Origin of the sequence: Bacillus sp. Nf3 (genome assembly GCF_003028545.1) — a bacterium.
Lineage (GTDB): Bacteria > Bacillota > Bacilli > Bacillales > Bacillaceae > Bacillus > Bacillus safensis.
Genome location: NZ_PYUA01000006.1, coordinates 55705 through 81425, shown reverse-complemented (window position 1 = coordinate 81425; position 25721 = coordinate 55705). Strand labels below are relative to the sequence as shown.

24 protein-coding genes are annotated in these 25721 nt (G+C 44.3%); 4 read left to right on the top strand and 20 right to left on the bottom strand.

What is annotated here, in order from left to right; all coding sequences use genetic code 11:
- Positions 1-35 precede the first annotated feature (35 nt).
- Positions 36-2258, bottom strand: coding sequence for a DNA helicase PcrA (gene pcrA, locus C9414_RS15780; protein ID WP_047204234.1), 2223 nt, complete (start codon positions 2256-2258; stop codon positions 36-38).
- A gap of 57 nt (positions 2259-2315) precedes the next feature.
- Entirely contained in the window at positions 2316-3008 is a 693-nt protein-coding gene (gene pcrB, locus C9414_RS15775; RefSeq protein WP_047204235.1) for a heptaprenylglyceryl phosphate synthase, read from the bottom strand.
- 265 nt (positions 3009-3273) lie between these two features.
- Between pcrB and C9414_RS15770 the strand changes: the two genes are divergently transcribed.
- Positions 3274-3633, top strand: coding sequence for a DUF2283 domain-containing protein (locus C9414_RS15770; RefSeq protein WP_258182641.1), 360 nt, complete (start codon positions 3274-3276; stop codon positions 3631-3633).
- 47 nt (positions 3634-3680) lie between these two features.
- On the opposite strand, the gene C9414_RS15765 is transcribed toward C9414_RS15770, so the two are convergent.
- Positions 3681-3911, bottom strand: coding sequence for a hypothetical protein (locus C9414_RS15765; RefSeq protein ID WP_039176971.1), 231 nt, complete (start codon positions 3909-3911; stop codon positions 3681-3683).
- Between the two features lie 139 nt (positions 3912-4050).
- Between C9414_RS15765 and C9414_RS15760 the strand changes: the two genes are divergently transcribed.
- Positions 4051-5631, top strand: a complete 1581-nt coding sequence (locus C9414_RS15760) for an FMN-binding glutamate synthase family protein (RefSeq protein WP_047204237.1) — start codon at positions 4051-4053, stop codon at positions 5629-5631.
- 241 nt (positions 5632-5872) lie between these two features.
- On the opposite strand, the gene C9414_RS15755 is transcribed toward C9414_RS15760, so the two are convergent.
- Both C9414_RS15755 and C9414_RS15750 read right to left on the bottom strand, forming a co-directional pair.
- On the bottom strand, positions 5873-6187 hold the full coding sequence (locus C9414_RS15755; RefSeq protein WP_024424524.1) for a YerC/YecD family TrpR-related protein: 315 nt from the start codon (positions 6185-6187) through the stop codon (positions 5873-5875).
- A 559-nt stretch (positions 6188-6746) separates the two neighbouring features.
- Entirely contained in the window at positions 6747-8489 is a 1743-nt protein-coding gene (locus C9414_RS15750) for an adenine deaminase C-terminal domain-containing protein (protein ID WP_099662993.1), read from the bottom strand.
- Between the two features lie 125 nt (positions 8490-8614).
- Here C9414_RS15750 and C9414_RS15745 point away from each other — a divergent pair, with 125 nt between their 5' ends.
- Positions 8615-8836 (top strand): YgaP family membrane protein, encoded by a 222-nt coding sequence (locus tag C9414_RS15745; RefSeq protein WP_047204239.1) that lies wholly within the window; start codon positions 8615-8617, stop codon positions 8834-8836.
- Between the two features lie 30 nt (positions 8837-8866).
- Here the strand turns inward: C9414_RS15745 and C9414_RS15740 are convergent, their stop codons facing one another.
- The 4 genes from C9414_RS15740 to C9414_RS15725 are packed head-to-tail and all read right to left on the bottom strand — an operon-like array spanning position 8867 to position 12851.
- Positions 8867-10132 (bottom strand): peptidase, encoded by a 1266-nt coding sequence (locus C9414_RS15740; RefSeq protein ID WP_107164017.1) that lies wholly within the window; start codon positions 10130-10132, stop codon positions 8867-8869.
- A gap of 14 nt (positions 10133-10146) precedes the next feature.
- On the bottom strand, positions 10147-10812 hold the full coding sequence (locus tag C9414_RS15735) for a 3-oxoacid CoA-transferase subunit B (RefSeq protein WP_064497685.1): 666 nt from the start codon (positions 10810-10812) through the stop codon (positions 10147-10149).
- The gene (locus C9414_RS15730) at positions 10788-11474 is read right to left on the bottom strand and encodes a CoA transferase subunit A (RefSeq protein WP_064497684.1); all 687 of its coding nucleotides are present in this window, start codon (positions 11472-11474) and stop codon (positions 10788-10790) included. Before C9414_RS15730 ends, C9414_RS15735 begins: the two co-directional genes overlap by 25 nt.
- A 12-nt stretch (positions 11475-11486) precedes the next feature.
- Positions 11487-12851, bottom strand: coding sequence for an aspartate aminotransferase family protein (locus tag C9414_RS15725; protein WP_107164016.1), 1365 nt, complete (start codon positions 12849-12851; stop codon positions 11487-11489).
- Between the two features lie 191 nt (positions 12852-13042).
- On the opposite strand from C9414_RS15725, the gene C9414_RS15720 reads away from it, so the two are divergent.
- The gene (locus C9414_RS15720; protein ID WP_107164015.1) at positions 13043-14701 is read left to right on the top strand and encodes a PucR family transcriptional regulator; all 1659 of its coding nucleotides are present in this window, start codon (positions 13043-13045) and stop codon (positions 14699-14701) included.
- Here the strand turns inward: C9414_RS15720 and ablB are convergent.
- From ablB to purC, 11 genes are all read right to left on the bottom strand, one after another.
- Positions 14696-15541: a putative beta-lysine N-acetyltransferase gene (gene ablB, locus C9414_RS15715; RefSeq protein ID WP_107164014.1), complete on the bottom strand. Its 846-nt coding sequence runs from the start codon at positions 15539-15541 to the stop codon at positions 14696-14698. The two genes, C9414_RS15720 and ablB, sit on opposite strands and share 6 nt — an antisense overlap.
- Positions 15542-15562: 21 nt before the next feature.
- Complete coding sequence (locus C9414_RS15710) at positions 15563-15757, bottom strand: hypothetical protein (protein WP_107164013.1); 195 nt, start codon at positions 15755-15757, stop codon at positions 15563-15565.
- A gap of 111 nt (positions 15758-15868) precedes the next feature.
- Positions 15869-17143, bottom strand: a complete 1275-nt coding sequence (gene purD, locus C9414_RS15705; protein WP_107164012.1) for a phosphoribosylamine--glycine ligase — start codon at positions 17141-17143, stop codon at positions 15869-15871.
- Between the two features lie 12 nt (positions 17144-17155).
- Entirely contained in the window at positions 17156-18694 is a 1539-nt protein-coding gene (gene purH / locus C9414_RS15700; protein WP_024426697.1) for a bifunctional phosphoribosylaminoimidazolecarboxamide formyltransferase/IMP cyclohydrolase, read from the bottom strand.
- Positions 18695-18709: 15 nt separating this feature from the next.
- Complete coding sequence (purN, locus tag C9414_RS15695; RefSeq protein WP_058837849.1) at positions 18710-19279, bottom strand: phosphoribosylglycinamide formyltransferase; 570 nt, start codon at positions 19277-19279, stop codon at positions 18710-18712.
- Positions 19276-20316: a phosphoribosylformylglycinamidine cyclo-ligase gene (gene purM, locus C9414_RS15690; RefSeq protein WP_047202803.1), complete on the bottom strand. Its 1041-nt coding sequence runs from the start codon at positions 20314-20316 to the stop codon at positions 19276-19278. Before purM ends, purN begins: the two co-directional genes overlap by 4 nt.
- A gap of 96 nt (positions 20317-20412) precedes the next feature.
- Entirely contained in the window at positions 20413-21843 is a 1431-nt protein-coding gene (gene purF / locus C9414_RS15685; RefSeq protein WP_039183010.1) for an amidophosphoribosyltransferase, read from the bottom strand.
- The gene (gene purL, locus C9414_RS15680) at positions 21819-24050 is read right to left on the bottom strand and encodes a phosphoribosylformylglycinamidine synthase subunit PurL (RefSeq protein WP_107164011.1); all 2232 of its coding nucleotides are present in this window, start codon (positions 24048-24050) and stop codon (positions 21819-21821) included. Before purL ends, purF begins: the two co-directional genes overlap by 25 nt.
- A complete protein-coding gene (gene purQ, locus C9414_RS15675) occupies positions 24034-24717 on the bottom strand; it encodes a phosphoribosylformylglycinamidine synthase subunit PurQ (protein WP_024424510.1) in 684 nt (227 codons plus the stop codon). Before purQ ends, purL begins: the two co-directional genes overlap by 17 nt.
- Positions 24714-24968 carry a phosphoribosylformylglycinamidine synthase subunit PurS gene (gene purS, locus C9414_RS15670; protein WP_003214349.1) on the bottom strand — a complete coding sequence of 85 codons (255 nt, stop codon included), beginning with the start codon at positions 24966-24968 and terminating at the stop codon, positions 24714-24716. Before purS ends, purQ begins: the two co-directional genes overlap by 4 nt.
- The gene (gene purC / locus C9414_RS15665; protein WP_039176936.1) at positions 24961-25683 is read right to left on the bottom strand and encodes a phosphoribosylaminoimidazolesuccinocarboxamide synthase; all 723 of its coding nucleotides are present in this window, start codon (positions 25681-25683) and stop codon (positions 24961-24963) included. Before purC ends, purS begins: the two co-directional genes overlap by 8 nt.
- Between the last annotated feature and the right edge of the window lie 38 nt (positions 25684-25721).

Genomic DNA, 25721 nt, shown 5'->3' with positions numbered 1-25721 from the left:
CCTTTCAATTCATCCGTTTTGTCAGTCCTATCAGTTTATTGCTTCTCGATTGGTGCAAATGCTGCGAGAAGACGCTTAATGCCTGTAGGGCTTGGGAACGCAATATCAAGCTCTGTGCTGTCTCCGCTGCCTTTCACACTCACAACCGTACCAACGCCCCATTTTTTATGGGCCGCTTTATCGCCCACAGCCCAGCCAATACTGCCGCCGCCTGTGTTTTGAATCGTTTGAGTTTGTGGACGTGAGACTGGTCCCCGTCTTTGCGGTCGTTCTCTTGTTTGTCCAAACGGTGTTTTTGTTTCTTTTTTCTCATTTAGGTTGTCCAATAAATCGGCTGGTATTTCTCGAATGAATCTTGATTCAAGATTCATGTTCGTCCGTCCGAAAAGTGTTCTCATTTTCGCACTTGATAAATAAAGCTCTTCTTCAGCCCGTGTGATGCCTACATAAGCGAGGCGGCGTTCTTCTTCCATCTCTGCATCTTCCATTAATGAACGGCTGTGCGGGAAGACACCCTCCTCCATTCCCATTAAGAAAACAACAGGGAATTCCAGACCTTTTGCGGCGTGAAGTGTCATTAAGATGACGGCATCCTGATCTTCTTCTTCATTTTCGTCCAGCTTATCAATGTCTGCGACGAGGGCGAGATCTGTCAGGAAGGTCACAAGTGACTTGTCTTCATTTTGTTCTTCAAAGTTCTTCGTGACGGATAGAAACTCGTCAATATTTTCTAAGCGGCTTTGTGCTTCAATCGTTTTTTCGAGCTTCAGCGCTTCACGATAGCCTGTTTTCTCTAGGATTTCTTCTGTTAATTCTGTGACAGATAAATAATCCTGCATGTTCGTCATTTGATCAATGAGCTGTTTGAACTCATCAAGCGCATTGGCTGCTCGTGCACTCAGGCCAATGAAATCCACCTGACCAAGTGCTTCAAACATAGACAGGTCATTCATCTCCGCATATGCTGCAATTTTATCAACAGATGTCGCACCGATTCCGCGCTTTGGTACGTTGACAATTCGTGCAAAACTAATATCGTCATCTGGGTTTGCCACTAGGCGTAAGTATGCCAAGATGTCCTTGATCTCTTTTCTGTCATAGAACTTCGTGCCGCCGACAATGTTGTATTGAATGTTGGCTTTCATTAACGTTTCCTCTATGACACGAGACTGGGCATTTGTTCGGTAAAGGATCGCAAAATCGGATAATTTACGCTTTCCGCTTTGATGAAGTTGACGAATCTTTCCTGCGACAAATTGTCCCTCACCGAATTCATTATCTGCACGGTAATAGGCTATCTTCGCCCCTTCATCATTTTCTGTCCAAAGATTTTTCGGCTTCCGGTTTGCATTGTTTTGAATCACCGTATTTGCGGCATGCAAAATGCGTTTCGTCGATCTGTAATTTTGCTCAAGCAGAATCACTTCACTGGATGGATAATCTTTTTCAAAGGAGAGAATGTTTGTAATATCCGCTCCGCGCCAGCGATAAATAGACTGATCCGAGTCACCGACAACACATATATTTTGAAAACGCTGCGCGAGCAGTTTCACAAGCATGTACTGCGCTCTGTTCGTATCCTGATACTCATCCACATGAATGTATTGGAATTTCCGCTGATAGTGCTCTAACACTTCAGGGATGCGCTCAAACAGACGAATTGTCATCATAATTAAATCATCAAAATCGAGTGATTGGTTTTTGAGTAAACGCTTTTGATAATCTGTATAGACATCGCTGACCACTTGATCATAGAAATCACCGGCTGTTTTGGCGTATTCCTCTGCGTCAATGAGTTCGTTTTTTGCACTGCTGATCGATCCTAAAATGCTGCGTGGATCGAACTTTTTAGGATCGATATTCCGTTCTTTTAAAATGTTTTTAATGACTGAAAGCTGGTCAGATGTGTCTAAAATAGAGAAGTTGCGATTCACACCAATGCGGTCAATATCGCGTCTTAAAATACGGACACACATGCTGTGGAACGTAGAAATCCAGATGTCATCCGCGCCAGGTCCTAAAATAGCCTGGACACGTTCACGCATTTCACGTGCTGCTTTATTTGTAAATGTAATCGCTAAAATGTTCCACGGCGCCACATGCTTTTCTGCCATTAAGTAGGCAATTCGATGTGTGAGCACCCGTGTCTTCCCGCTTCCTGCTCCTGCCATCAACAGCAAAGGCCCGTCTGTTGCTTTGACCGCTTCCCTCTGCGCGTCATTCAGCCCTTCTAATAGATGATTCGATATTTCATTCATTCCATTCACCGCCAATTCGAACTTATGTTCTATTTTAACCCGTTTCATCTTATTTGACTATGATGACTTTTTGACTGCATCCACTGTCTTTAATGCTTCTTTGAAATTGTCATAAATGACGTTTCCTACAACCACGACGTCTGCATGCTGGGAGAAGTCTTTTGCCTGCTTAGCGTTCTCGATGCCGCCGCCATAAAAAAGAACTGTTTCATCAAGCACTGCTTTTGTTTCTTTGACAAGCTCTATGTCTCCAAGCGTTCCGCTGTATTCCAGATAAAAAATGGGCAGCTTCATCAAATGCTCTGCCACTCTTGCATATGCCCTGACGTCATCGATATCCAGCGCTGTATTTGCCTCTGTGAGCTTGGCCGCTTTACAATCTTCATTTAAGATGACATAGCCTTCAGGCACAATCTCTTCCATTGACATCAAATCACCGAATTCCTTCATCGCGTCCTTATGAAGCCCAACAATCCAGTCAGGATGAGAGCTGTTTAAAACGGTCGGGATGAAATACAGATCGAAGCCCGGCACAATCATCTCATGTGTTGAGATTTCGAGCACACAAGGAACTAGAAACCGGCGGACCTTTGACATCAATTGAAGCACATTGTCCTCTGTCACATTGTCACTGCCGCCAATCAATATGGCATCCGTCCCAGATTCGCAAATCGCTTCTAGCTGTTCATCGGAGATTTCTTTATTTGGATCGAGTTTAAAGACATGCTTCCACTCGGTAACATCATACATGAAAAACGTTCCTCCATTCGTTTCATTCCATTTAAATATTATAACAAAATCAAAGGCCGCAAAAAATGGGTAACCTCCTTCAGCTAAAAGTTTCATTCTTTTGAAAATGAGCGATTGTGACTTTAGATAAAATGGCTGGAGAAAAGATGAAAAAATCGACTTGAAGAGGAGCTGAAAGAGGTTGATATTTTGGCACTTTGTCACATGCTATTATACAATAAAGGAATATTTTACTATAGATTTAAAAAAGATCTATTGAACAGAGGTGACTCTTTTGAAAAGAACAATTACATATGAACAAAGTATAGATATCGGATACATCTATATCACCCCGCAATCGGAGCGTTTGAAAATCAAAGAAACCATTGAATTAGATGTCAATGAATGTATCAATGTAGATATCGACAAAGAGGGCCGGGTGGCTGGCTTGGAGTTATTTGCAGAAGAATCCGAAGTGCTGCGGAATGCACCGGTTTATGAGAATAATCTTTCTTTACGTTTGACGGATCAGGAAGTTCTCTCAACCTATCATCTGTCAGGCATTGAATTCCAATTCTCGACACCTGATCACAAAGGGCTGATCGGTTTTACCATTGTCGATCCTCTTCGATATAACATCAAATGATAGACAAGAAAAAACCGTTTTGATCTTTCAAAACGGTTTTTTTCAAACTATTGTCTCGCTTCATTAAAATAATGGACGGATGTCATGGCCCCTTCGTCGACCATCTTGTTGTCTTGGATATCTAATGGATCTGGGTGGCCGGCTTTTTCAGGAACCTTTTCATCTGACCGGAACATGCTTGCCCATTTTTTCAGATGCTGTTTATTTTTTACGGCTAATAACACAGCTCCTCCAACCCCTAATCCTGCAAGTACATACGCATTTGGACGCTTATTCATGTATGTTCCCTCCCCTTATGATCTTATTTGTAAGTTACCCCGCCTTTTCATTTCTAAACGTCACAATATGTTGATGTGGTTTCTCTTTTTATGAAAAGTGGAATAACAACAGCAATGAAAGAGAAAAGAGGGGATCTTCATGACCACAACCTTAATGATCATCGGCACATTGCTAATCATTTTTTTGATTATCCCAATCATTCTATTGATCTGGATTTGGATGAGGGATGAAAAACAAGAAGAACATTCAGTTCTGCGAAATTATCCGGTCATTGGAAAGCTGCGGTTTATCTTTGAAAAAATAGGACCTGAGCTTCGCCAATATCTGTTTTTGAATGACCGAGAGGAGCTGCCCTTCTCAAGAAGAGAATACGAGCAGGCGGTCATGTCAGGAAAGTACAAAAGCCGGACAATGGGCTTTGGATCAAAACGTGATTTTGACAAGCCAGGCTATTACATTCGAAACGTCCTGTTTCCAAAGCAGCGAGATGAACTAAGAATCGATCAATCTGAAAAAATCAAAACGAAAGTGTATCAAATTGATCAAGACAATTTACTGCGAAGAAGTGAACATTTCAAAGAAGTCGAAGCAAATCCTTATTTTCTCCATCAAGAGGATGTACAAGTCATCGGCGAACACACATGTCAAAAGCCTTTCCATGTGAAAGGACTGATCGGTCAATCCGCTATGAGCTACGGCTCCTTAGGCGACAGGGCCATTACAGCTCTATCCTCAGGATTAAAAATGGCCGGCGGTACGTGGATGAACACAGGTGAAGGCGGTCTTTCTCCTTATCACCTCAAAGGCGGCGCAGATATCATTTGTCAGATTGGGCCCGGTTTATTTGGCGTTAGAACAGAGGATGGCGCATTTTCCTTTGAAGAATTCAAGAAAAAAAGCGAGCACGAGGAAGTCAAAGCCTTTGAACTCAAGCTGGCACAAGGAGCAAAAACACGCGGCGGTCATATTGACGGCGAAAAAGTAACGGAAGAAATTGCGAATATCCGTAAATTGCCGCCTCACCAATCCATTGACAGCCCAAACCGCTTTGAGATGTTCCACTCCATTCCTGACATGTTTGATTTCATTGAGGAGCTGCGGAATATAGGGGGAAAGCCAGTTGGAATCAAACTTGTTGTCGGACATAAAGAAAATATTGAAGAGCTTGCCAGCTATATGAAAACAAGCGGGAAACACCCTGATTTCATTACAGTTGATGGCGGAGAAGGCGGTACAGGGGCGTCCTTTCATGAATTGGCGGATTCCGCAGGGCTGCCAATTTTCACGGCACTCCCTATGGTTCATCAAATTTTGAAAGAATACGGTGTCAGAGATCAGGTAAAGCTCTTTGCTTCTGGCAAGCTTCTATCGCCAGATAAAATTGCGATTGCCCTTTCAATGGGAGCTGACTTTGTGAATATTGCTAGAGGTCTCATGTTTTCAGTCGGATGCATTCGCGCCCAAGTCTGCCACACGAATAAATGCCCAGTCGGGGTCGCCACGACTGATCCAAAGCTGCAAAAGGGTTTATCAATTGAAGAAAAAAAATACCGAGTGTGCAATTATATCCTGTCTCTTAGAGAAGGTTTGTTTAACTTATCCGCAGCTGCGGGAATAGAATCGCCTATTCATTTTAATGAAAAACATATTATTTTTAGACAAGAGAATGGCGAGACAAGCGAAGTGCCGATGTTCTCAGGCACACAGCCATCTGTCTAGCTTGAAAAGGTGCGGAAACGCACCTTTTTTTATTAACATTTTCGTATAAAGTTAGCAAACAGTAGAGTTTAAGAAAATCATCTCAAACGAAGATGATATCTCCTATGAATGAGAAAGATGGTTTATGGACGAGCTAAATTAAAAAAACAGGGACAATTTATCAGTCCCTGCCCGCTTTTCATAAAAAAACTGCAAACAAGTCCATTTTTCGTGAAAAGGATTGTTTACAGTGAAAGCTGCATTATTTTGTTTCGTTATTTTCCTGCTGTTCGGCTACGCGGTCAAGTGCCATCGTATAGGCATCGTTGCCGTAGTTCAAGCAGCGTTTGACACGTGAGATGGTTGCAGTGCTTGCACCTGTTTCCGTCTCAATTTTATGATACGTGTTTCCCTCGCGAAGCATACGTGCTACTTCAAGACGCTGTGATAAAGATTGAATTTCATTGATGGTACACAAATCATCAAAGAATCGATAACATTCTTCCAGGTCTTTAAGGGATAAGATGGAGTTGAATAACTGGTCTAAGCTTTTGCCCCTTAATTTATCAATTTGCATCTTAATACATCTTCTCCTTTACTATTGCCACACCGCTTCGCACGATCTTCTAAGAAAGCGGTATCTTTCCTGACTAATTTTTTTAAAACCTCAGCAATGAGCTTTGAACAGATCATGACAGGTTTGGTTCTACGCTGAAAATGCCGTCAGGTTCTTTCGTAAGCCGAAGCTTCTTTATCGTAAACAAATTCGACAAGTTCTGTCATTTTCCTTGTATGACAATCTGACAAACTTGTTTGCTTCCGGTATAAAGATGACTTCTGCTTGGTTAGGTCTTCTGCCCTAATATATAGACTTTGCGGAAAGCTCAGCGAGACCCACAAATATGCGCCCCGCCTTGCTCGATCATTCAAAATATGTTGGCCGGTCAGCGTAACCGACAGAATCATTTTACAATTAGAGTACTTCATTCGTCATGTCAAAGCCCTCTGCTTTGTCAACAGCTCCACATAAGATCATGATCACTTACATGGCAGTGAAGAAGAACCATAGCTCACTTCTGCCCTATAACAGCAGTCAGAAATGCGGCAAAGATGATACAGCTCCACTCTGTTATATTTTAACGCATTATAGACGGAAAGAGTACAGTTTTTTTCATGACATCAAATATTCCTCTTGGCGTCACTCGAATATACGGCAAATGTGTACTTTGGAAAAAGACAAGTGTATCAATTGGGCAGTCAAATGGATAGCCGCGCTCAATGAGCAGCTCGCGTAATGTTTGTTCCTGCTGAAGAACAGTCTCAAATGGTTCAGCCGATGCACAGCCTGATAATTGCAGCGGGATTTCATGCAAAATTTTCCCGTTCTCTGTGAGGACGATTCCCCCGCCAATTTCTTTCATCCGCTTATGTGCCAGCATCATATCCTCTTTATTTTTCCCGATCACTAAAATATCACCCGTGAGCGAAAATGAGCTGACAAAGCCTTGCACTTTGTTTGCAAACCCTTTTAGCATCGTATTCACACGCCACTCGCCTTTTCGGTCAATCAGGCTAAAGAAGCTTTGATCATGATCACATGACAGTTGGTTGATTGAGTTATCAATTTCCACTGTATAAGGCTCCATGATGACGGCATTTCTCATCTTCACACCTAGCGGCATAGAGAATTGCAAATCACTCATCGTCAGATCATACCCCAAATCTAATGGAAGAAGCCCGCCATTTTCCCATTTTGTTTCTTGGAATTGATGCTGGTTCTCGCCATCTAATTTGAGGATAACCCCTTTAGATATGACTGTTTCAGGATTTGGGTTCATTGGATCATCTAAAATATTCAAAGAAGCCAGCCGTCCAGGACCGACAACGCCTAATAAGTCATCAATTTGATGGTATTTTGCAATGTTAAATGTCGCCATATTATACGCATCAATGATCGGCACGCCTTCTTCAAGGGCAATCGAAATCAAGCGGTTAATCATGCCTTCCTCATAAAAGTGAGGAGCAGCACCATCTGTTGTATAGAAAAAGTGGTCATAGTGTCTAAAATCACGCTCATGCAATTCTCTTAAAATATTCACTAAATCTGGGCGGATGGAAGAATGCCGCAATGAAACATGATAGCCAAGGGACAATCTTTTTAACACATCGTCCGCATTCATCGCTTCATGATCACTGTCCGCGCCAAACAGCTTCATTTTTGTTAGCGTTTTCTCAGAAGCTCCAGGGAAATGCCCTTCAATTCGTTTTCTCTGCTTCTTCGTTTCTTGCATGCAATATAAAATGAGATCATCACCGTCCATCAATCTTGGCCAGCTTGTTAATTCGCCGCCTTGAAGGACGTCAGGATGATCAATCCATTCCTTCCGGTAGTTGACAGGCAGCATCTCATCTTCATATCTGACTTCCGTTTGAAGATCGTATCTGGACCACCAGAAATACTGAAATGGCTGCTTTTTTAATTCACACAGAGTGGAAAGCGCTTTCTTTTCATTGCTTTGCAAAAGAAGAAATAAGTTATCGCTGACCATTGTTGTTGTGCCAAATTGAGACACATATTCTGCAAGTGATTGGGGATTATAAATATGGAACGGGTGCGCGTGAGGCTCTATATACCCAGGCACAATGTATTTCCCTTCACAATCAATCACACGTTTAGCTGATTTATTTTGAGGAAGCTCTGCTCCGACATAAACAATTCGATCATCATGTATCCAAATATTTGCCTTCACCCATTGCTTCAAAAACGGGTTAAGCACGAGTCCATTCGTTAAAAGGAGTGTTGGAACTATTTTTGAGTCGACTACATCGATTTGTGTGCGGATGTCATTATTTCTCCAATTAAAAGTACGTTCGGACATTCACATACTCTCCTTCATTTGTATTAGCCCTATCGTAACATAACGAACCACGTTACGCATTAATGAAACGTTACAATTTCTTGAAATCACACTTAAAATAATTTAAAAAAGGAGATTCACCTTCAATGAAACCTAATCTCGGCTTAATGGAAGCGCTCATTAGAATTGCCTGCGGAATGACAATATGTACTGTAGCTGGATCCTTATATGCTAGAAAACCATGGAGTAAAATGCTGCTTTTGGGCATCATGTTGGGCGGTATGAAACTAGGATCTGGCATTCTTCGTTTTTGTCCAGTGACATATATGTGTGAGCAGCAAAACACACATAAAGAGAAGGCTGAATAAGGCAGCCTTCTTTTTTATGTTCATTTCATCTCATTCCGCTGCTTCACACCATTCAACCATTGTCCCTGCAATGATTTCTGCTGCTTCTATCACATGCTCAATGTCGATAGATTCATTCGGAAAATGGGCAAGCTCCGTTGTTCCAGGTCCAAACACGATAATGGGAATACCTGCTGCCTGTGACAGTAATCCGCCGTCAGTTCCCCAAGGGGCGGCTTCGATCTTCGGCGGCTGCTTCATGACCGCTTCATATTGTTCCTTCAATAAACCTAAAAGCGGATGATTCGTATCGATTGAACCCGGAAGCCATCTTGCACCAAACCATTCGACCTCAACAGGATTCTCTTGGAACCATTCATCTTTTTCTCCGAGTCCTGCCATCCAATTTTCTAGTTCCTTTTCTGCCTGTTCTACTGTCTCACCCGGCATCACCCCGAGCCTGCCTTCCATTGTGACAAGGTCTGCTACAGAGGATGGCCAATCACCGCCTTGAATTTTCCCGATATTGATCGGAATTGGAATTGGAATATGCTGAAACAGCGGCTCCGTGATTCGCTGATTTCTTTCTTCTTCTAGTGCCGCTATATGTGAAAGGACAATCGTACTCTTTTCAATAGCAGAAACGCCGTGATATCTTGTTCCGCCATGAGCAGCCCTTCCTTTAATATGCAGTCTGAACCATTTAGATCCTTGCTGAATCGGAAATATTTTCATATGACTTGGCTCTGGAATGATGGCTGCATCTGCTGTATATCCTCTCAGTATGGCTGCAAGGGTGCCTGCACCGCCGCTCTCTTCTTCAACAACACTATGAAACACGACATCTCCCTTCAGCGGAATCTGAAGTGCATGCAGTGCCTCAAGTGCAAAGAGTAAAGAAACGTTTCCACCTTTCATATCTGTTGCCCCGCGTCCATAAAGTCTCCCGTTTATGATATGCCCGCTGTAGGGCGGATATGTCCATTGTTTGTGATCTCCTGCTGGGACAACATCCACATGCCCATTTAATAAAATAGATTTGCCGCCGCCTTTTCCTTTCAATCGTCCGGTGACATTAGGACTTCCTTTAAAAGAACGCCTTGGGGAATAAAAATACGGGTGGTTCAGCAAGTTATCTCCGCCAATGTCCCATATGTCGACATCAAAGCCAATGGCAGAAAGTTTATTTGCTACGATTTGCTGTACTTCTTGCTCATTCCCTTGTGTGCTGTCACATTGCACCATTTGCTGAAGAAGCGTCACGGCTTCCTCCTTATGCTCTTTCATCCAGTTTCTGATACGTGTGGTTGGCTGCAAGTCGGTCATCCTTTCTACACAACAGATTTGACATCAGGCGCTAAAATGAGCGGCGCCTCTGTCGCCCTCATGACATCTTCCGGCTGAAACGGCGGCATGACTTCACGCAAAATGAGCAGCTGTGATTTGACCTCAATGACTGCCATATCTGTAATAATCAGATCCACACAAGACTTAGCTGTTAAAGGGAGCGTGCAGGCGGCTTTTATCTTAGATTGTCCGTGTTTATCAAGGTGGCTCATCACGACCACTACCTTTTTCGCTTTTTGCGCGAGTTCAATCGCTCCGCCCATACCCGGTACTCGTTTACCTGGTACAATCCAATTCGCAAGATCCCCCTGACTGCTGACTTCTAGTGCACCTAAAATCGTCATATCCAGCATCCCTTTGCGAATGATGCCAAAAGCGGTTGTGCTGTCCATATATGAGCCGCCTTTTGTTAACGTAATAGGGAAACCTCCGGCATTGCACAAATTCGGGTCTTCTTCCCCTCGTGCTGGTGAAGCGCCTGCTCCCATAATGCCGTTTTCTGCATGCAGTAACACCTCGTAATGTGGTGGGATGTATTCAGCTGCAAGGGTTGGGATGCCGATCCCAAGATTGACGATCATCCCATCTTCAATTTCCTGTGCCGCACGTTTCGCTATGCGGTGTCTTAAATCGATGTCTCCCATGCCCATGTCCAGTTCACTCCTTTTGATTGCACGATCTGGTTCACAAATACGCCTGGCGTCACAATTTCCTCTGGATGAAGCCTGCCCACAGGCACAATCTCTTCTACTTCTGCAATGGTCCAGTCTCCTGCCATCGCCACAATCGGGTTTGTATTCCGTGCACTTTTATCAAAAATCAGGTTCCCTGCTTCATCTGCTTTGAGGGCATTCACAATCGCAATATCCGCAGTCAGCGCAGGCTCAAGAATATACTGCTTTCCACCTAGCGGAACCAATTGTTTCTCATCAAGATTGAGGCTATCCATGCCGACATCTGTCACAATACCCGCTAAACCCATTCCGCCTGCCCTAATCTTTTCCGCTAGGATGCCCTGCGGGTAAAAAAGAACGTCTAGTGTACCCGCCTGCATTTTCTGCCCGGCAATTGGATTAGAGCCAATATGTGAAGCAATGATTTTCTTCACTCTTCCTTCTGTGATCAGCCTGCCAACACCAATTTGCGGGAAGCCTGCATCGTTTCCGATCAATGTCAGGTCTTTGATATTGGCTTCTAGGATGGCATCGATCAATGATGGCGGTGAGCCCACACCACCAAACCCGCCAAACATAATGGTCATCCCGTCCTTAAAACGTGTGATCACTTCATCAAGACTCGCTGTTTTGTTCATCCTCTTTCCTCCCTACATGGCAGATGGGAAAAACCCTCGATTGATGACTTCTTGTTCAACCTGCGTCATTGTCTGCCCGAATAAATGAATGAGTTCATCCATCTCCTGCTGCGCGATGGAAAGCGGCGGTGCGATCATGATTGCTGCACCTCCTACGCCATCCTCTCCAGCGCTTGCTGGGTAAACAAGCAACCCATTCTGCTTGGCCGTCTCTACAACTAAATGTGTCATTTGAGCATGGGCAGGAAATGGTGTTTTCGATAATCGGTCTGCGACAAACTCAATGCCAATGAGCAGTCCCTTTCCTCTCACATCTCCTATAATGGAATGTTTTGATTGCAAATCCTTTAAAGCATTCATTAAATATCGGCCAGACAAATCAGCCCGTTCTGAAAGCTGGTGTTTTTTCATATATCGAATGACAGCCAGTGAGACGGCTGCTGAAAGCGGATTGCCGCTATATGTGTGGCCTGCCATCACAGAGCCCGAACCGCTGAGAATCGGTGCAATCACATGATCCGCTGAGACAGCTGCCGCAATTGGTGAATAGCCGGCGCTCATGCCTTTTCCGAGTACCATAATATCTGGTACGACGCCCCAATGTTCCATGGCAAACATTTTCCCAGTTCGTCCAAAGCCTGTCATGACTTCATCTGCAATCATTAAAATATCGTTTTCCTCACAAACTCGCTTCATCGCCTCAAAATATCCATCTGGCGGTACAAGTGCCGCGCCCGCTGCTCCAACAATCGGCTCTGCAATAAAAGCCGCAATCCTCTCTTTTCCTATACGCTGAATGACGGTTTTAAATTCCTGGACATACCATTCGACCTGCTTGCTATCTTCCTTTGGCAGCCATGAACGGTAGCTGTATGGCGGAGACAGCACCGGGTGTTTTTCGAGCAGTGGTTCAAAGCGCTCTCTCCTTGCAATATGTCCTGACATCGACAGCGCACCAAGTGTGATGCCGTGATAACTCATCCATCTTGAGATGATGTGATTCTTCTCAGCCTTCCCCTGCTCCTGCCAATGCTGAATGGCAATTTTCATGGCGGTCTCTGTTGCCTCTGATCCGCTTCCGACAAAAAAAGACCAGTTCAGGTTCCCTGGGCAGAGCGTACTCAATTCATAGGCAAGTTCTTCTGCTGGTTCATTTGTGAATTGTGATCTGTACGTAAAGCTCACCTTTTTCGCTTGCTCTGTCATGGCATCAATGATGTCCCGTATGCCATGTCCAATACTTGCCGTGACAGCACCAGATGAGCCGTCTAAATATTTTTTCCCGTCCCGATCATATAAATAAATCCCCTCTCCTTTCACAGCCACAGGATAATGCTGATTCAACATTGGTTTGATTAAGTAATCCCGGGTCTCCACTTTGTCATTCCTCCCTCTCTCGTCAGCAGCTGCATCTTTCTTTTTTCATGAATCGCAAGAAAATTTTGTATACTTGTTATAAGATTAGCTTAATCAAGAGGGCAGTCATCCTCCATTCGCCACATGCCCGAATTTCACACGTATTTTTTATACATCGTGTATAAGAGTGTTCAAAAGGAGGTCATGAGTCTATGGCGATTCTCGTCAAAGATGCACTCTCGCTCGATATCATGAAGGAAACAAAGCTGCTTGCTGGAGAAAATGGACTGGACCGCCTCATTCAGTGGGTGACCATCGTGGAAATTATCGAAGATACTTCAAGGCTTTCAGAAGGAGAGCTGCTTGTCACAACCGGCTTTGGGCTTGCAGACAATAGGGAAAGGCGCGCCCGGCTTGAAGAACTGATTCAATCTGATCGTCTATCCGCCATTGCCATTTATAAAGGCGTGTACTTAACGGAAATACCTGCATCACTGATTGAAGCTGCCAAAAACAGCGGCATTCCACTCATCGAGATTCCTTCACATGTCAACTTCTCAGACATTACAAAAGCCGTTCTAGAGCAAATCGTCAGCAGCCAGCTTCATCAGCTTAAATATTCTTCAGCCATCCACCAAAGACTGACTCATTTAAATGTCAGCAATAAAAATGTCACACAAATTACAGATGAGCTGGCACATCTCACTTCGGCAAACATCGTTGTGCTTGATGTTTTTTTACATCAAACAGCATCTCACCTCATAAAAGATGAAGTGACGTACTCTCCTGCTTTTGGCTTTCTGACAGATCATGAACCAATTGAAACGACGCCTCTTCTCAAGCAGGCTGAGGAGAAGGGCCGGCTCGTCTATGACACGTGCGGTGCGTTTGTCCTTGCTGCATGTCCGGTGATTGCAATGGGTGATATTTTCGGGTTTATTGTGTCTTTGAAGAGAAAGGATGCGTGGCATCATCTCGACGCGATTGCCATCGAGCATGCCGGAGCCGTGTATGCGATTGAATGGCTGAAGCAAAAAGCCATTCAAGATACAGAAAACCAAATGCAAGGTCATTTGTTAGATGATATTTTGCAGCAGCAATACACAGAAGAAAGCTATGTCATCGAACAAGCAACAAAGCTGCAATATGATATGAGCGATGAGCAGGTGGTCATCTACTTTCAATTTCAGCATCAGCACACACAGCTCGATCACCAAATGATGCAGCGCCTATCTCAATTGCTCACGTCGATATTTGAACGCAGACATATTCCTTTTTTACTTAAGACAAGGCTCGATTCCATTTTTGTTCTTACCCCCGCAGGAAAAAAAGCGTTTCAAGAAGCGGAGTGGTATCGCGCAGCAGAAGAGTGCCGGAGCACTTGGTCTTATTTTTTTCCCGTCCATCCGATCGTGATTGGCATTGGGAGAGCCTATGACCAGATTGGTCTCTTTGCAAAAAGCGCGAAGGAAGCACAGTATGCAGCAAGGCTTCTTCCGCTTTTAAAGACCGACGAATGCATCATTCATTATCAGAAGCTCGGCTTATACGGGATGCTTCTTGAAATGAATGAAGCGGGTATGAATTTGCATGACTTTTATGTGGAGCTGTTAAGTCCTTTGCTTTATACGAAGAAACAGGGAGCAGACCTGATCCATACACTCGAAGTGTATTTGGCCCACAATGAAAATATTCAAAAATCTGCGGGAGAATTGTTTATTCACAGACATACATTAAGCTACCGGCTGAAACAAATTGAAACGAGAACAGGCTGCAGCCTCAAATCCACGGATGATCGGATGAAGCTGCAGCTCAGTATCATGGCGTACCGCCTATCTGGTCTGCTTGATCAGATGAGAACCATTTCATGATTCATTCGGCGTTTTGACCCATAGATTCATATCTTCAATTTTGTCAAAAATATAGCAGTTGTTTTGAAAACGGCCGGTATACGTATACCCGAGCTGATAAAACACTTGATTCATTCCATAGGACAGTGCACGTGCAAGAGAATAAAAGACATAAATGTGCATGGATTGAAGTTCTTTTTCGAGTGCTAGAATCAAATGGTGCATGAATCCTAGTTTTCTGTATGCCGGAAGGGTCGCACAATCTGTTAATTCCGCATGACCATAAGGCGCATTGATTTCAGCAGATGCTGCACTCACAATGTGCCCATCGTGTTCAACGGCATAAAACACCGTCCCTTCCTCCATCACCTTTTGGATGTAATCTGGCTCATTCATTGGCGTAGGATACGTTTCAAAGACGGTATCATAGAGCTTTGCCAGCTTGTGAATATCCTGCGTATCCGCTTTCCTCATCACATACTCATCCTGCCAAGTGCCTTGATCTTTTTTGAGAGGCTTTTCTTGAATAGACGCAACAATTTCATCTTCCTTCAGCCAAAACGGGCTGTTCATTCGACTCTCCGTCAGAAAGAGCGACATGCCGTACGCATCACTTCCAAGAAAATAATGAGAAAACACACCTTCAAGCCGAAAGCCTTTTTCTAAAAAAAGAGGCATATGCTCACGCCTGACTTTCACAATGACCTTAGAAGCCTTACAGTCCGCCGCTTCCTGAAGAACCGACTGAATCACATCCCGCACCCTGCCGCTATAGTCATCCAAACGGATTCGCTCATTAAATGAATCCATACAGATCGAGGCAGAAAAACGCTCGTTCGCAAGTTCCTTCAATTGCACCATATACTCATCCTCTCTTATAAATCAGCTAAAAAAAAAAATCCAAATGGAACATGAAACAATGACGATACCAGAAAAAATCGACATGATCATATACCTAATGGCTGAGCCTTTTTTGGCTTTGTTTTGCTTTCTCGCTTCATACATGATGAGATTTGAGAACAGTATAAATAAAATAAGTAGTACGATGGCAAATAGAATGATTCCTTGAATGACCATGCTGCCTCCTCATAAATTCGTCATCCCATATTACTTCTTCATATTCGAGCATCATCCCTTCTCATGAACAAAAAACACCTTTCCATCTCGTCAGATAGAAAGGTGTTTTGATTAAACGTTTTTCCCCGCAGCCTTCAGCGCACGGGCACCAATGTCACGGCGATAAAATAGACCTGGCTGTATGATTTCTTCAACTGCTTCATACACTCTTGATCTTGCCGCTTCAAATGTGTCGTCAAATGCGGTCACATTTGCTACACGGCCGCCATTTGTGACGAATTGATTGTTTTCTTTTTTTGTTCCTGCGTGGAAGGTCACGACATCAGAGACAGTCGTTTGCAAGGTACCGATTGGTGTGTCTTTTGCATAGTCTTCTGGGTATCCTTCTGATGCAAGAACCACACTGACAGCCGCAGTGTCTTTCCACTGTAAGTCCACATCTTTTCCATCAAGAATATCGAGAAATACTTGAACTAGATCTGATTGTAGACGAGGGAGAACCACTTGCGTTTCAGGGTCGCCAAAGCGTGCATTGAATTCAATCACCTTTGAGCCTTCTGGTGTCAGCATTAAGCCAGCATATAAAATGCCTGTAAATGGACGCCCTTCCTGCACCATCGCGCGAGCTGCCGGTTTGACGACGTCCTCCACCGCTTTTTGGACGACTTCATCTGAAATTTGCGGAACTGGTGAATAAGCGCCCATTCCGCCGGTGTTCGGCCCTTTGTCATCTTCAAAGGCCCGTTTGTGATCCTGCGCAATCACCATCGGGTACACCTTTTCTCCGTTGACAAAGGCCATGAGTGAAAATTCTTCGCCTGTTAAAAATTCTTCGATGACGACAGATGCACTTGCATCGCCAAACTTTTCATCCTCTAAGAAATCATGCAGACAGTCGATCGCCTCTTCAAGTGTCATCGCGACTGTCACACCTTTTCCTGCGGCGAGACCGTCTGCTTTAATCACAATCGGCGCACCCTTTTCTTCCACATACGCCTTTGCTTCTTCAAACGATGTAAAGGCAGCATAGGCGGCTGTCGGGATATGGTAATTCTTCATTAAGTCTTTTGCAAATTCCTTTGAGCCTTCAATGACCGCAGCTTTTGCATTCGGTCCAAATACTTTTAGACCTGCTTCTTCAAATGCATCCACCACACCAGCAATTAAAGGAACCTCTGGGCCGACAATGGTTAAGCCGATTTCGTTTTCTTTTGCAAAACGAATTAATGCCTCATGATCGCCTTCGTCGATTGGTACAAGCTTCGCAGCATCTGTCATTCCGTCATTGCCGGGTGCGACAAATACTTGGCTGACAAGTTCACTTTGATTCACTTTCCATGCGATGGTATGCTCTCTTCCGCCTCTGCCGATAATTAGTACGTTCACACTGTCATCCCCTTAATGTTTGAAATGTCTAACGCCAGTGAAGACCATAGCGATGCCGTATTCATCTGCCTTTTGAATCGATTCTTCATCACGAATAGATCCGCCTGGCTGAATGATCGCTGTGACGCCTGCCTTTGCAGCAGCTTCCACTGTATCGCCCATTGGGAAGAATGCATCAGAGCCTAGTGCGCTTCCTTTTGCCTTTTCACCTGCTTGCTCAATCGCAATGTTCGCTGAGCCGACACGGTTCATTTGTCCAGCGCCGATCCCTGCTGTCATTTGATCTTTCGCAAGAACAATGGCATTTGATTTCACATGCTTGACCACTTTCCAAGCAAGTTTTAAGTCTTTCCATTCGTCTTCTGTTGGTTCTCTTTTCGTTGGAATTGAGATCGTTGCTTCCTCTAAACCGTACGTATCAATATCCTGAACAAGCAATCCGCCATGGACACTTGTCAGCTGTTTTTCTTTTTTTCCGAGATCCGCTTCTACATCTAATGTTAATAGACGAAGGTTCTTTTTCGCCGTTAACACGTCAAGTGCTTCTTGGCTGAACGAAGGAGCGATGACAATTTCTAAGAAAATCGTATGCAGTACGTCAGCCGTTTGTTTATCTACTTCACGGTTAAGTGCCACAATGCCGCCAAAAATAGAAGTTTCGTCTGCCTTGAACGCTCGGTCAAATGCTTCTGCGATCGTTTCTCCTGTACCAACGCCGCACGGGTTCATATGCTTCACAGCAACAGCGGCTGGCTCCGTGAATTCTCGTACAATTTGGAGTGCTGCATCTGCATCTTTAATATTGTTATAGGAAAGCTCTTTTCCATGTAATTGCTTTGCAGTAGCCAACGAACCTTTCGCTGGAAGAGCATTTTCATAGAAAGTCGCCGCTTGGTGCGGGTTTTCTCCATAACGAAGGGATTGTTTTTTCTCAAACGTGACAGTGAACTGTTCTGGCTCTGTTTCTCCGACAAAGTTTGTTAAGTAATCCGCAATTAGAGCATCGTAAGCAGCCGTATGACGGAATACCTTTGCAGCAAGTTCACGCTTTTTCTCTAGTGACACGCCGCCTTCTTTGATTTGCTGAATGACTGTATCATAATCACGAGGATCGACAATCACTGTGACGTCTTGATGGTTTTTTGATGCTGCACGAAGCATTCCCGGTCCGCCAATATCAATGTTTTCAATCGCTTCTTCATATGTCACATCGTCTTTTGAGATCGTCTCTTTGAATGGATAGAGATTCACGACAACAAGATCAATCGGCTGAATGCCATGCTTTTCAATCTGTGCCATATGCTCATCGTTTTCTCTCACTGCTAAAAGTCCGCCATGAATGTTCGGGTGAAGTGTTTTGAGTCGTCCGTCCATGATTTCAGGGAATCCAGTGACTTCTGAAATCCCAATGACATCAATGCCGTTCTCTTGAAGAAGCTTGTGTGTACCTCCAGTTGAAATCACTTCAACACCAAGTTCTGTTAATTCTTTCACAAAAGGTACAAGATTCGTTTTATCGGAAACACTGATTAATGCGCGTTTGATCGTCATGCCTTCGTCACCTCATTAAGATAATTCTAAAAGTGATTTGATCACTTTTGGATATAGTGTGTGTTCTAGTTCATGCATTCTTTTTTCAATCGATTCAAGCTCTTCCCCTTGTTCGATGTAAATCGACGCTTGGTCAATGATTGGACCTGTATCCATGCCTTCATCGACAAAATGGACAGTAATGCCTGCCACTTTGACGCCTGCTTGATAGGCTTGACCAATAGCATCAAGCCCTGGGAAGGCTGGCAGCAAGGACGGATGGATATTCACAATTTTCCCTCTGAATGCTTCAAGTAATGTCGGACCAATCAGTCTCATATACCCAGCAAGGAAAACCCATTCCACTTCATGCAGCCTAAGCTGTTCAATGATCGTTTGTTCAAAAGCGGCCTTATTCGGAAAAGCCTTCGGGGTAAATGCAAAGGAGGGAATGCCCTCTTTCTCAGCACGGTCCAGCACCTTTGCCCCCGGTTTATCACAAATCACAATGGCAGCCTCTGCCTGCCACTGTTCTTTTTTTAATGTATCAATAATGGCTTGAAAATTCGTCCCGCTTCCGGAGGCGAAGATCGCAAACTTCTTCATGAGAGGCTTCCACCGCCGAATGTGACACCTTCTCCTTTTTGAACACGGCCGATGAGAAAAGCTTTCTCTCCGTCTTCTTCAAGTCCTCTGATCACTTCGACAAGATCATCTTCTTTTACCGCTAAGACAAAACCAATGCCCATATTAAACACGTTGAACATTTCTTCTGCCTTTAACTGTCCTTTTTCTTGAATAAAGGAGAAAATTGGCGGTACTGGCCATGAACCGTTATCAATCTCAATGCCAAGCCCTTCAGGTAGCATACGTGGTAAATTTTCAATAAAACCGCCGCCTGTCACATGTGCCATACCGTCAACCTTACCGGCTTTCACTTGTTTAAGAACAGGCTTTACATAAATTTTAGTCGGTTCAAGAAGCTCTTCTCCAAGCGGTCTTGTAAAAGGTTCATACGTCTGATGAAGGTCAAGACCAGCGTCTTCAAGCAATACTTTACGAACGAGAGAGTACCCATTGCTATGAATTCCACTTGAGCTGAGTCCAATCAGCAAGTGCCCCTCTTTGATGCTCTCTCCTGTCACGATTTCATCCTTTTCAACGACGCCTACTGAAAAACCAGCAATATCATATTCATCTTCTGTATAAAGACCCGGCATTTCTGCTGTTTCTCCGCCGACAAGCGCTGAACCAGACTGCTCACAGCCGTCAGCCACACCTTTGACAATGGATTCAATTTTCAAAGGATCTGCTTTTCCGACTGCTAAGTAATCTAAGAAAAAGAGCGGTTCTGCCCCTTGTGCAAGCACATCGTTGACACACATTGCCACGGCATCGACGCCGATCGTATCGTGTTGATCCATTAAAAAGGCAAGCTTTAATTTTGTTCCGACACCATCTGTTCCTGAAACAAGAACTGGCTTTTTATATGGCAGCTCAGATAAATCAAACATACCGCCAAATCCACCTAGAGCACCCATGACGCCTGCTCTTTTTGTACGTTCTACGTGTGTTTTCATTCGTTTGACGGCTTCGTATCCTGCTTCGATGTCGACACCGGCGTTTTTATATGCTTCTGACATCCCATTCACTCCTTTTAGCTGCTTCTCTTCCATTTATTTTCAGCAGAATGAAAGAGCAGCATATCAAAGCATCTTGACTGCTGCTCCTTTATTCGATTATTTCGTCAGTGCTGTTTCCTTCACATGCGGAAGAACAGTATCTTCATAAATTTCAGTCGGGTATTTCCCAGTAAAGCATGCTAAGCATTGACCGCGCTGCGGATCATCATACTTTCTGCCAATCCCGTCCATTAAACCGTCTACAGATAAAAATGCAATGGAGTCTGCACCGATTTCCTGTCTAATTTCTTCCACTGAATGAGAAGAAGCAATCAGCTCTTCATGTGTGGACGTATCAATTCCATAAAAACACGGATGTGCAATTGGCGGTGAACTAATGCGGACATGGACTTCCGTCGCACCCGCTTCTCTTAGCATCGTCACAATGCGGCGGCTTGTTGTTCCGCGTACGATGGAATCATCCACCATCACGACACGCTTTCCTTCGACGACCCCGCGCACAGCAGACAGCTTCATGCGCACGCCCTGCTCACGCAGTGCTTGAGACGGCTGGATAAAGGTTCTGCCGACATAACGGTTTTTAATTAAACCGAGCTCATATGGAATACCTGTTGCTTCGGCATATCCAATCGCTGCAGAAATACTCGAATCTGGTACACCTGTCACAACATCTGCTTCGACATGTGCTTCCTCAGCAAGCTTTTTGCCAAGGTTCTTTCTCGCACTATGCACGTTGATGCCGTTGATATTGCTGTCAGGTCTTGAGAAATAAATGTATTCCATGCTGCACATGCTGCGGTTAATATTCATGGAGAAGCGCTCAGATTTGAGGCCTTCATCATTAATAATCAGCATTTCGCCAGGCTCCACATCTCGTAAATACGTGGCGCCGACAACATCAAATGCACATGTTTCAGAAGCAACGACATAAGCGTCCCCAAGCATACCTAGTGAAAGCGGACGTAAGCCGTTCGGATCAAGTGCCACAATCATTTCAGTTTCCGTCATAATTAAGAAAGCATATGCTCCTTTAAGCATGGACAGGGCATTTTTGATCTGCTCTTTCAATTCAATATAGCCGCTGCGCTTAATTAAATGAGCGAGCACTTCAGTGTCAGAAGATGTCTGAAATATACTCCCCTGGTTCTCTAGCTGCTGCTTTAATTGCGTTGCATTCACTAAGTTCCCATTATGAGCAAGGGCAAGACTGCCGTTGTTTTGCGAGCGGAAGAAAAGGGGCTGCACATTTTCAAAGCCGCCTCCGCCTGCTGTCGCATACCGGACATGTCCGATTGCACCTTTTCCTTTCAAATCCTTTAGCTCACCGTTTTGAAAGACTTCCGTAATCAGTCCAAGGCCTTTATGTGCCGTCAGGTTTTCACCATCTGTTGCAATGATTCCCGCACCTTCTTGACCACGGTGTTGAAGACTATGCAATCCGTAATATGTGATTTGCGGGGCTTCTTCGTGTCCCCAAACCCCAAAGACGCCACACTCTTCGTTTAAGCCTCTGATTTCAGCAAGCATGGGATCGCTCCTTTCCATGCGCGTTCAAGTTCGTTGACCGCTGCATGAATCCATTGTTGTCCTTCTTGATTTTTGACGGTGAATACACCATCATTTGTGACCGTTCCAACTTCTTTCGCATCTTTGACAGCCGCAGCAAATGCTTCGCGGTGCTCTGGTTTCACTGTGACAACAAAACGTGACTGTGTTTCACTGAATAATGAAGCTTCGTTGTTTAAACCCAATTGGATTTGAGCGCCAAGACCGTCTGTTCCAAATGTACTTTCAGCAAGTGCGACACCAAGACCGCCTTCAGACACATCGTGTGCTGATTGAACAAGTCCGTTTTGAATCGCAGCAAGAAGGGCTTCCTGACGCGTGAGCTCTACATCCAAATCAATTTCTGGTGCTTTTCCGTAAATACGGCCTTCTGTCATCTTCTGAAGCTCACTGCCTGCGAATTCTTCCTTCGTCTCACCAATCACGAAAATCACATCGCCAGCCTGCTGGAATGACTGCGTCGTAATATGAGCTGTATCTTCGACCAAACCAACCATCCCAATGACTGGTGTTGGGTAAATGGCTGTTCCATTTGATTCGTTATATAAAGAGACGTTACCACCGATAACTGGTGTGCTTAGCTTGCGGCAAGCTTCGCTAATACCGTCAGCAGATTTTTCAATTTGCCAGAAAATTTCTGGTTTCTCTGGGTTACCGAAGTTTAAGTTATCTGTTACTGCAAGCGGACGAGCGCCTGAGCACACAATGTTACGTGCTGCTTCTGCGACTGCGATTTTCCCGCCGACCTCTGGATCAAGGTACAGATAACGTGCGTTACAATCGGTTGTCATCGCAAGGGCTTTTTTCGTTCCACGGATTCTTAAAACGCCCGCATCAGAGCCTGGTGCAACGACTGTATTTGTCCGAACCATGTAGTCATATTGATCATAAACCCATTCTTTACTTGCAATTGTTGGCTGCTGGAGAAGCTGCTTTAACGTGTCGGCTGCATCTGTGATAGCAGGTGCTTCAACTTTTGTTTCTAAAAACTCACGATAGTAGGCAGGCTCACTTGACGGCTTGTGATAAACCGGCGCTTCTTCTGCAAGCGCGTCAACAGGAAGCTCACATACCACTTCACCTTGGTGAAGTAAACGAAGCATTTTATCGTCTGTCACATGACCGACTGATACCGCTTCAAGATCGTATTTTTCAAAAATATCAATGATCTCTTGTTCACGGCCTTTTTCAATGACCAAAAGCATTCTCTCTTGAGATTCAGAAAGCATCATTTCGTATGCTGACATGCCTGTTTCACGCTGCGGGATGAGATCTAGATTCATCTCGATACCAGAACCTGCTTTACTCGCCATTTCCGCACTTGAGCTTGTTAAGCCAGCCGCTCCCATATCCTGAATCCCAACGAGTGCATCGTTTTTGATGACTTCAAGGCACGCTTCAAGCAGCAGTTTTTCCATGAACGGATCACCGACTTGAACAGCTGAGCGTTTTTCTTCTGATTCATCAGAAAATTCCTCAGACGCAAATGTTGCACCGTGAATTCCGTCACGTCCCGTTTTGGCACCAACGTACATGACCGTGTTGCCAACACCTTTGGCCTGCCCTTTTTTAATGTCCTCATGGTTGATTAGTCCAACACACATTGCATTCACGAGCGGGTTGCCTTCATAGCTTTGATCGAAATGAACCTCTCCGCCGACTGTTGGAATTCCGATACAGTTTCCATAGCCTGCGATCCCTGCCACTACTTCTTCAAACAAGTACTTCACGCGCGGTGAAGTCAGTTCACCAAAACGAAGAGAGTTTAATACAGCAATTGGACGCGCACCCATGGAGAATACATCACGGATAATTCCGCCGACACCTGTCGCCGCTCCTTGATACGGTTCAATCGCAGATGGATGGTTATGTGATTCGATTTTAAATACAACCGCTTGGTTGTCTCCAATATCAACGATTCCAGCGCCTTCCCCAGGACCTTGAAGAACGTGCTCTCCTTTTGTCGGGAATTTGCTTAAAACAGGCTTTGAGTTTTTATAACTGCAATGCTCTGACCACATGACAGAAAAAATGCCCGTTTCTGTGTAGTTTGGCAGCCTGCCAATAATGGATTCGATTAAAGCGAATTCTTCATCACTCAATCCCATTTGCTGATACAATTTCTCTTCTTTAATTTGCTTGTGACTTGGTTCAAGCAGTAGTGACATGAGTGTCCCTCCAATTTTTCACGATAGATTGAAACAATTTAAGTCCGTCTGCGCTGCCTAGTAATGAATCAACCGCGCGCTCAGGGTGCGGCATCATGCCGAGTACATTGCCCTCTTCATTCGTTACACCTGCAATTCGATTCACACTGCCGTTAATATCGTCTCCGTAAGTGAAAGCGATTTGGCCGCGTTCAATGAGCTTCGCTAAAGTATCTTCATCACAGTAGAAGTTGCCTTCACCGTGCGCTACAGGAATCGTAATGGATTCGCCTTTTTGATAACCGCTTGTAAATTGCGTTTCGTTGTTTTCTACAATGAGTTCAACTGGCCGACAGATAAACTTCAAGTCTTTATTTCGTCTCATCGCACCCGGAAGAATGCCAAGCTCCTGAAGAATTTGGAACCCGTTGCAAACACCAAGAACAGGTTTTCCTTCCTCAGCTGCTTTCTTCACCGCCGGCATGATGTTTGAGAAGCGAGCGATCGCACCACATCTTAAGTAATCCCCATAGGAGAAACCGCCTGGTACGAGTACACCGTCAAAACCGTCAAGACTCGTTTCGTCGTGCCATACATATTCAACTTGTTCACCCAGCTCATCTTGAATCGCATGGTACATATCGATATCACAGTTAGAGCCAGGCAAGACGATCACTGCAAACTTCACTGTGCGACAACCTCCTCCACCTCATAGCGGTAATCTTCAATCACCGTGTTGGCAAGTAATTTTTCGCACATTTCTTTGACGACTGTGTCTAAATCACGATCTGATTTTTCAATGACAAGCTCCATGTATTTCCCGATACGGACATCCTTTACTTCCTGATAAGACATGCTGTGCAAAGCATGCTGAACGGCACTGCCTTGTGGATCAAGAACGCTCTCTTTTAAGCTGACAAAAATTTTCACTTTATACATGTTTATGGCCTCCAAGTCTTTTGAAAATTTCTTCGTATGCATTCGTTAAGCCGCCCAGGTTTCGTCTGAACACGTCTTTATCAAGCTTTTCGTTTGTATCTTTGTCCCAAAGCCTGCACGTATCAGGTGAAATCTCATCAGCTAGCAAAATACGATTCTCGTGATCTATTCCGAATTCAAGCTTGAAATCAATTAAATTCACATGACAGTCTGAGAAGATTTGCTTTAATTCTTCATTCACTTGTCTTGTGATCTGTTTCATTTCCTCTACCTGTTCAGGTGTCGCTGCATGTAAAATGCGAATATGATCTTCTGTAATGAGCGGATCGCCGAGTGCATCATCTTTGTAGTAAAACTCAATCAAAGGTGTGTCCAGTTTCGTTCCCTCTGGAATGCCGAGGCGTTTTGACATACTGCCTGCCACTACATTTCGTACAACCACTTCAAGCGGAACAATCTGCACCTTTTGAATGAGCTGCTCTGTTTCAGAAAGGCGTTTCACAAAGTGATTGTTGACTCCTTTCTCATGCAGCATTTGAAAGATTAAGCTCGAAATTTCGTTGTTCAATCTGCCTTTGCCTTCGATTTCGGCTTTCTTTTCGCCGTTAAATGCTGTAGCTGAGTCTTTATATTCAACATATAAAATATGCTCGTCATCGGTCTGATAGATTCTTTTCGCTTTGCCTTCGTAGAGAAGTTCTTGTTTCACAGTCATTCAGGTTGGCCTCCTAATTTGAATGTTGGCAATTTTCA

What these genes read in the sequence shown, in the direction of transcription:
- pcrA (WP_047204234.1), bottom strand. Translation starts at nt 2,258, where the DNA reads ATGAATGAAATATCGAATCATCTATTAGAAGGGCTGAATGACGCGCAG.
- pcrB (WP_047204235.1), bottom strand. Translation starts at nt 3,008, where the DNA reads ATGTATGATGTTACCGAGTGGAAGCATGTCTTTAAACTCGATCCAAAT.
- C9414_RS15765 (WP_039176971.1), bottom strand. Translation starts at nt 3,911, where the DNA reads ATGAATAAGCGTCCAAATGCGTATGTACTTGCAGGATTAGGGGTTGGA.
- C9414_RS15760 (WP_047204237.1), top strand. Translation starts at nt 4,051, where the DNA reads ATGACCACAACCTTAATGATCATCGGCACATTGCTAATCATTTTTTTG.
- C9414_RS15755 (WP_024424524.1), bottom strand. Translation starts at nt 6,187, where the DNA reads ATGCAAATTGATAAATTAAGGGGCAAAAGCTTAGACCAGTTATTCAAC.
- C9414_RS15750 (WP_099662993.1), bottom strand. Translation starts at nt 8,489, where the DNA reads ATGTCCGAACGTACTTTTAATTGGAGAAATAATGACATCCGCACACAA.
- C9414_RS15745 (WP_047204239.1), top strand. Translation starts at nt 8,615, where the DNA reads ATGAAACCTAATCTCGGCTTAATGGAAGCGCTCATTAGAATTGCCTGC.
- C9414_RS15735 (WP_064497685.1), bottom strand. Translation starts at nt 10,812, where the DNA reads ATGGGCATGGGAGACATCGATTTAAGACACCGCATAGCGAAACGTGCG.
- C9414_RS15730 (WP_064497684.1), bottom strand. Translation starts at nt 11,474, where the DNA reads ATGAACAAAACAGCGAGTCTTGATGAAGTGATCACACGTTTTAAGGAC.
- C9414_RS15720 (WP_107164015.1), top strand. Translation starts at nt 13,043, where the DNA reads ATGGCGATTCTCGTCAAAGATGCACTCTCGCTCGATATCATGAAGGAA.
- ablB (WP_107164014.1), bottom strand. Translation starts at nt 15,541, where the DNA reads ATGGTGCAATTGAAGGAACTTGCGAACGAGCGTTTTTCTGCCTCGATC.
- C9414_RS15710 (WP_107164013.1), bottom strand. Translation starts at nt 15,757, where the DNA reads ATGGTCATTCAAGGAATCATTCTATTTGCCATCGTACTACTTATTTTA.
- purH (WP_024426697.1), bottom strand. Translation starts at nt 18,694, where the DNA reads ATGACGATCAAACGCGCATTAATCAGTGTTTCCGATAAAACGAATCTT.
- purN (WP_058837849.1), bottom strand. Translation starts at nt 19,279, where the DNA reads ATGAAGAAGTTTGCGATCTTCGCCTCCGGAAGCGGGACGAATTTTCAA.
- purM (WP_047202803.1), bottom strand. Translation starts at nt 20,316, where the DNA reads ATGTCAGAAGCATATAAAAACGCCGGTGTCGACATCGAAGCAGGATAC.
- purF (WP_039183010.1), bottom strand. Translation starts at nt 21,843, where the DNA reads ATGCTTGCTGAAATCAGAGGCTTAAACGAAGAGTGTGGCGTCTTTGGG.
- purL (WP_107164011.1), bottom strand. Translation starts at nt 24,050, where the DNA reads ATGTCACTACTGCTTGAACCAAGTCACAAGCAAATTAAAGAAGAGAAA.
- purS (WP_003214349.1), bottom strand. Translation starts at nt 24,968, where the DNA reads ATGTATAAAGTGAAAATTTTTGTCAGCTTAAAAGAGAGCGTTCTTGAT.
- purC (WP_039176936.1), bottom strand. Translation starts at nt 25,683, where the DNA reads ATGACTGTGAAACAAGAACTTCTCTACGAAGGCAAAGCGAAAAGAATC.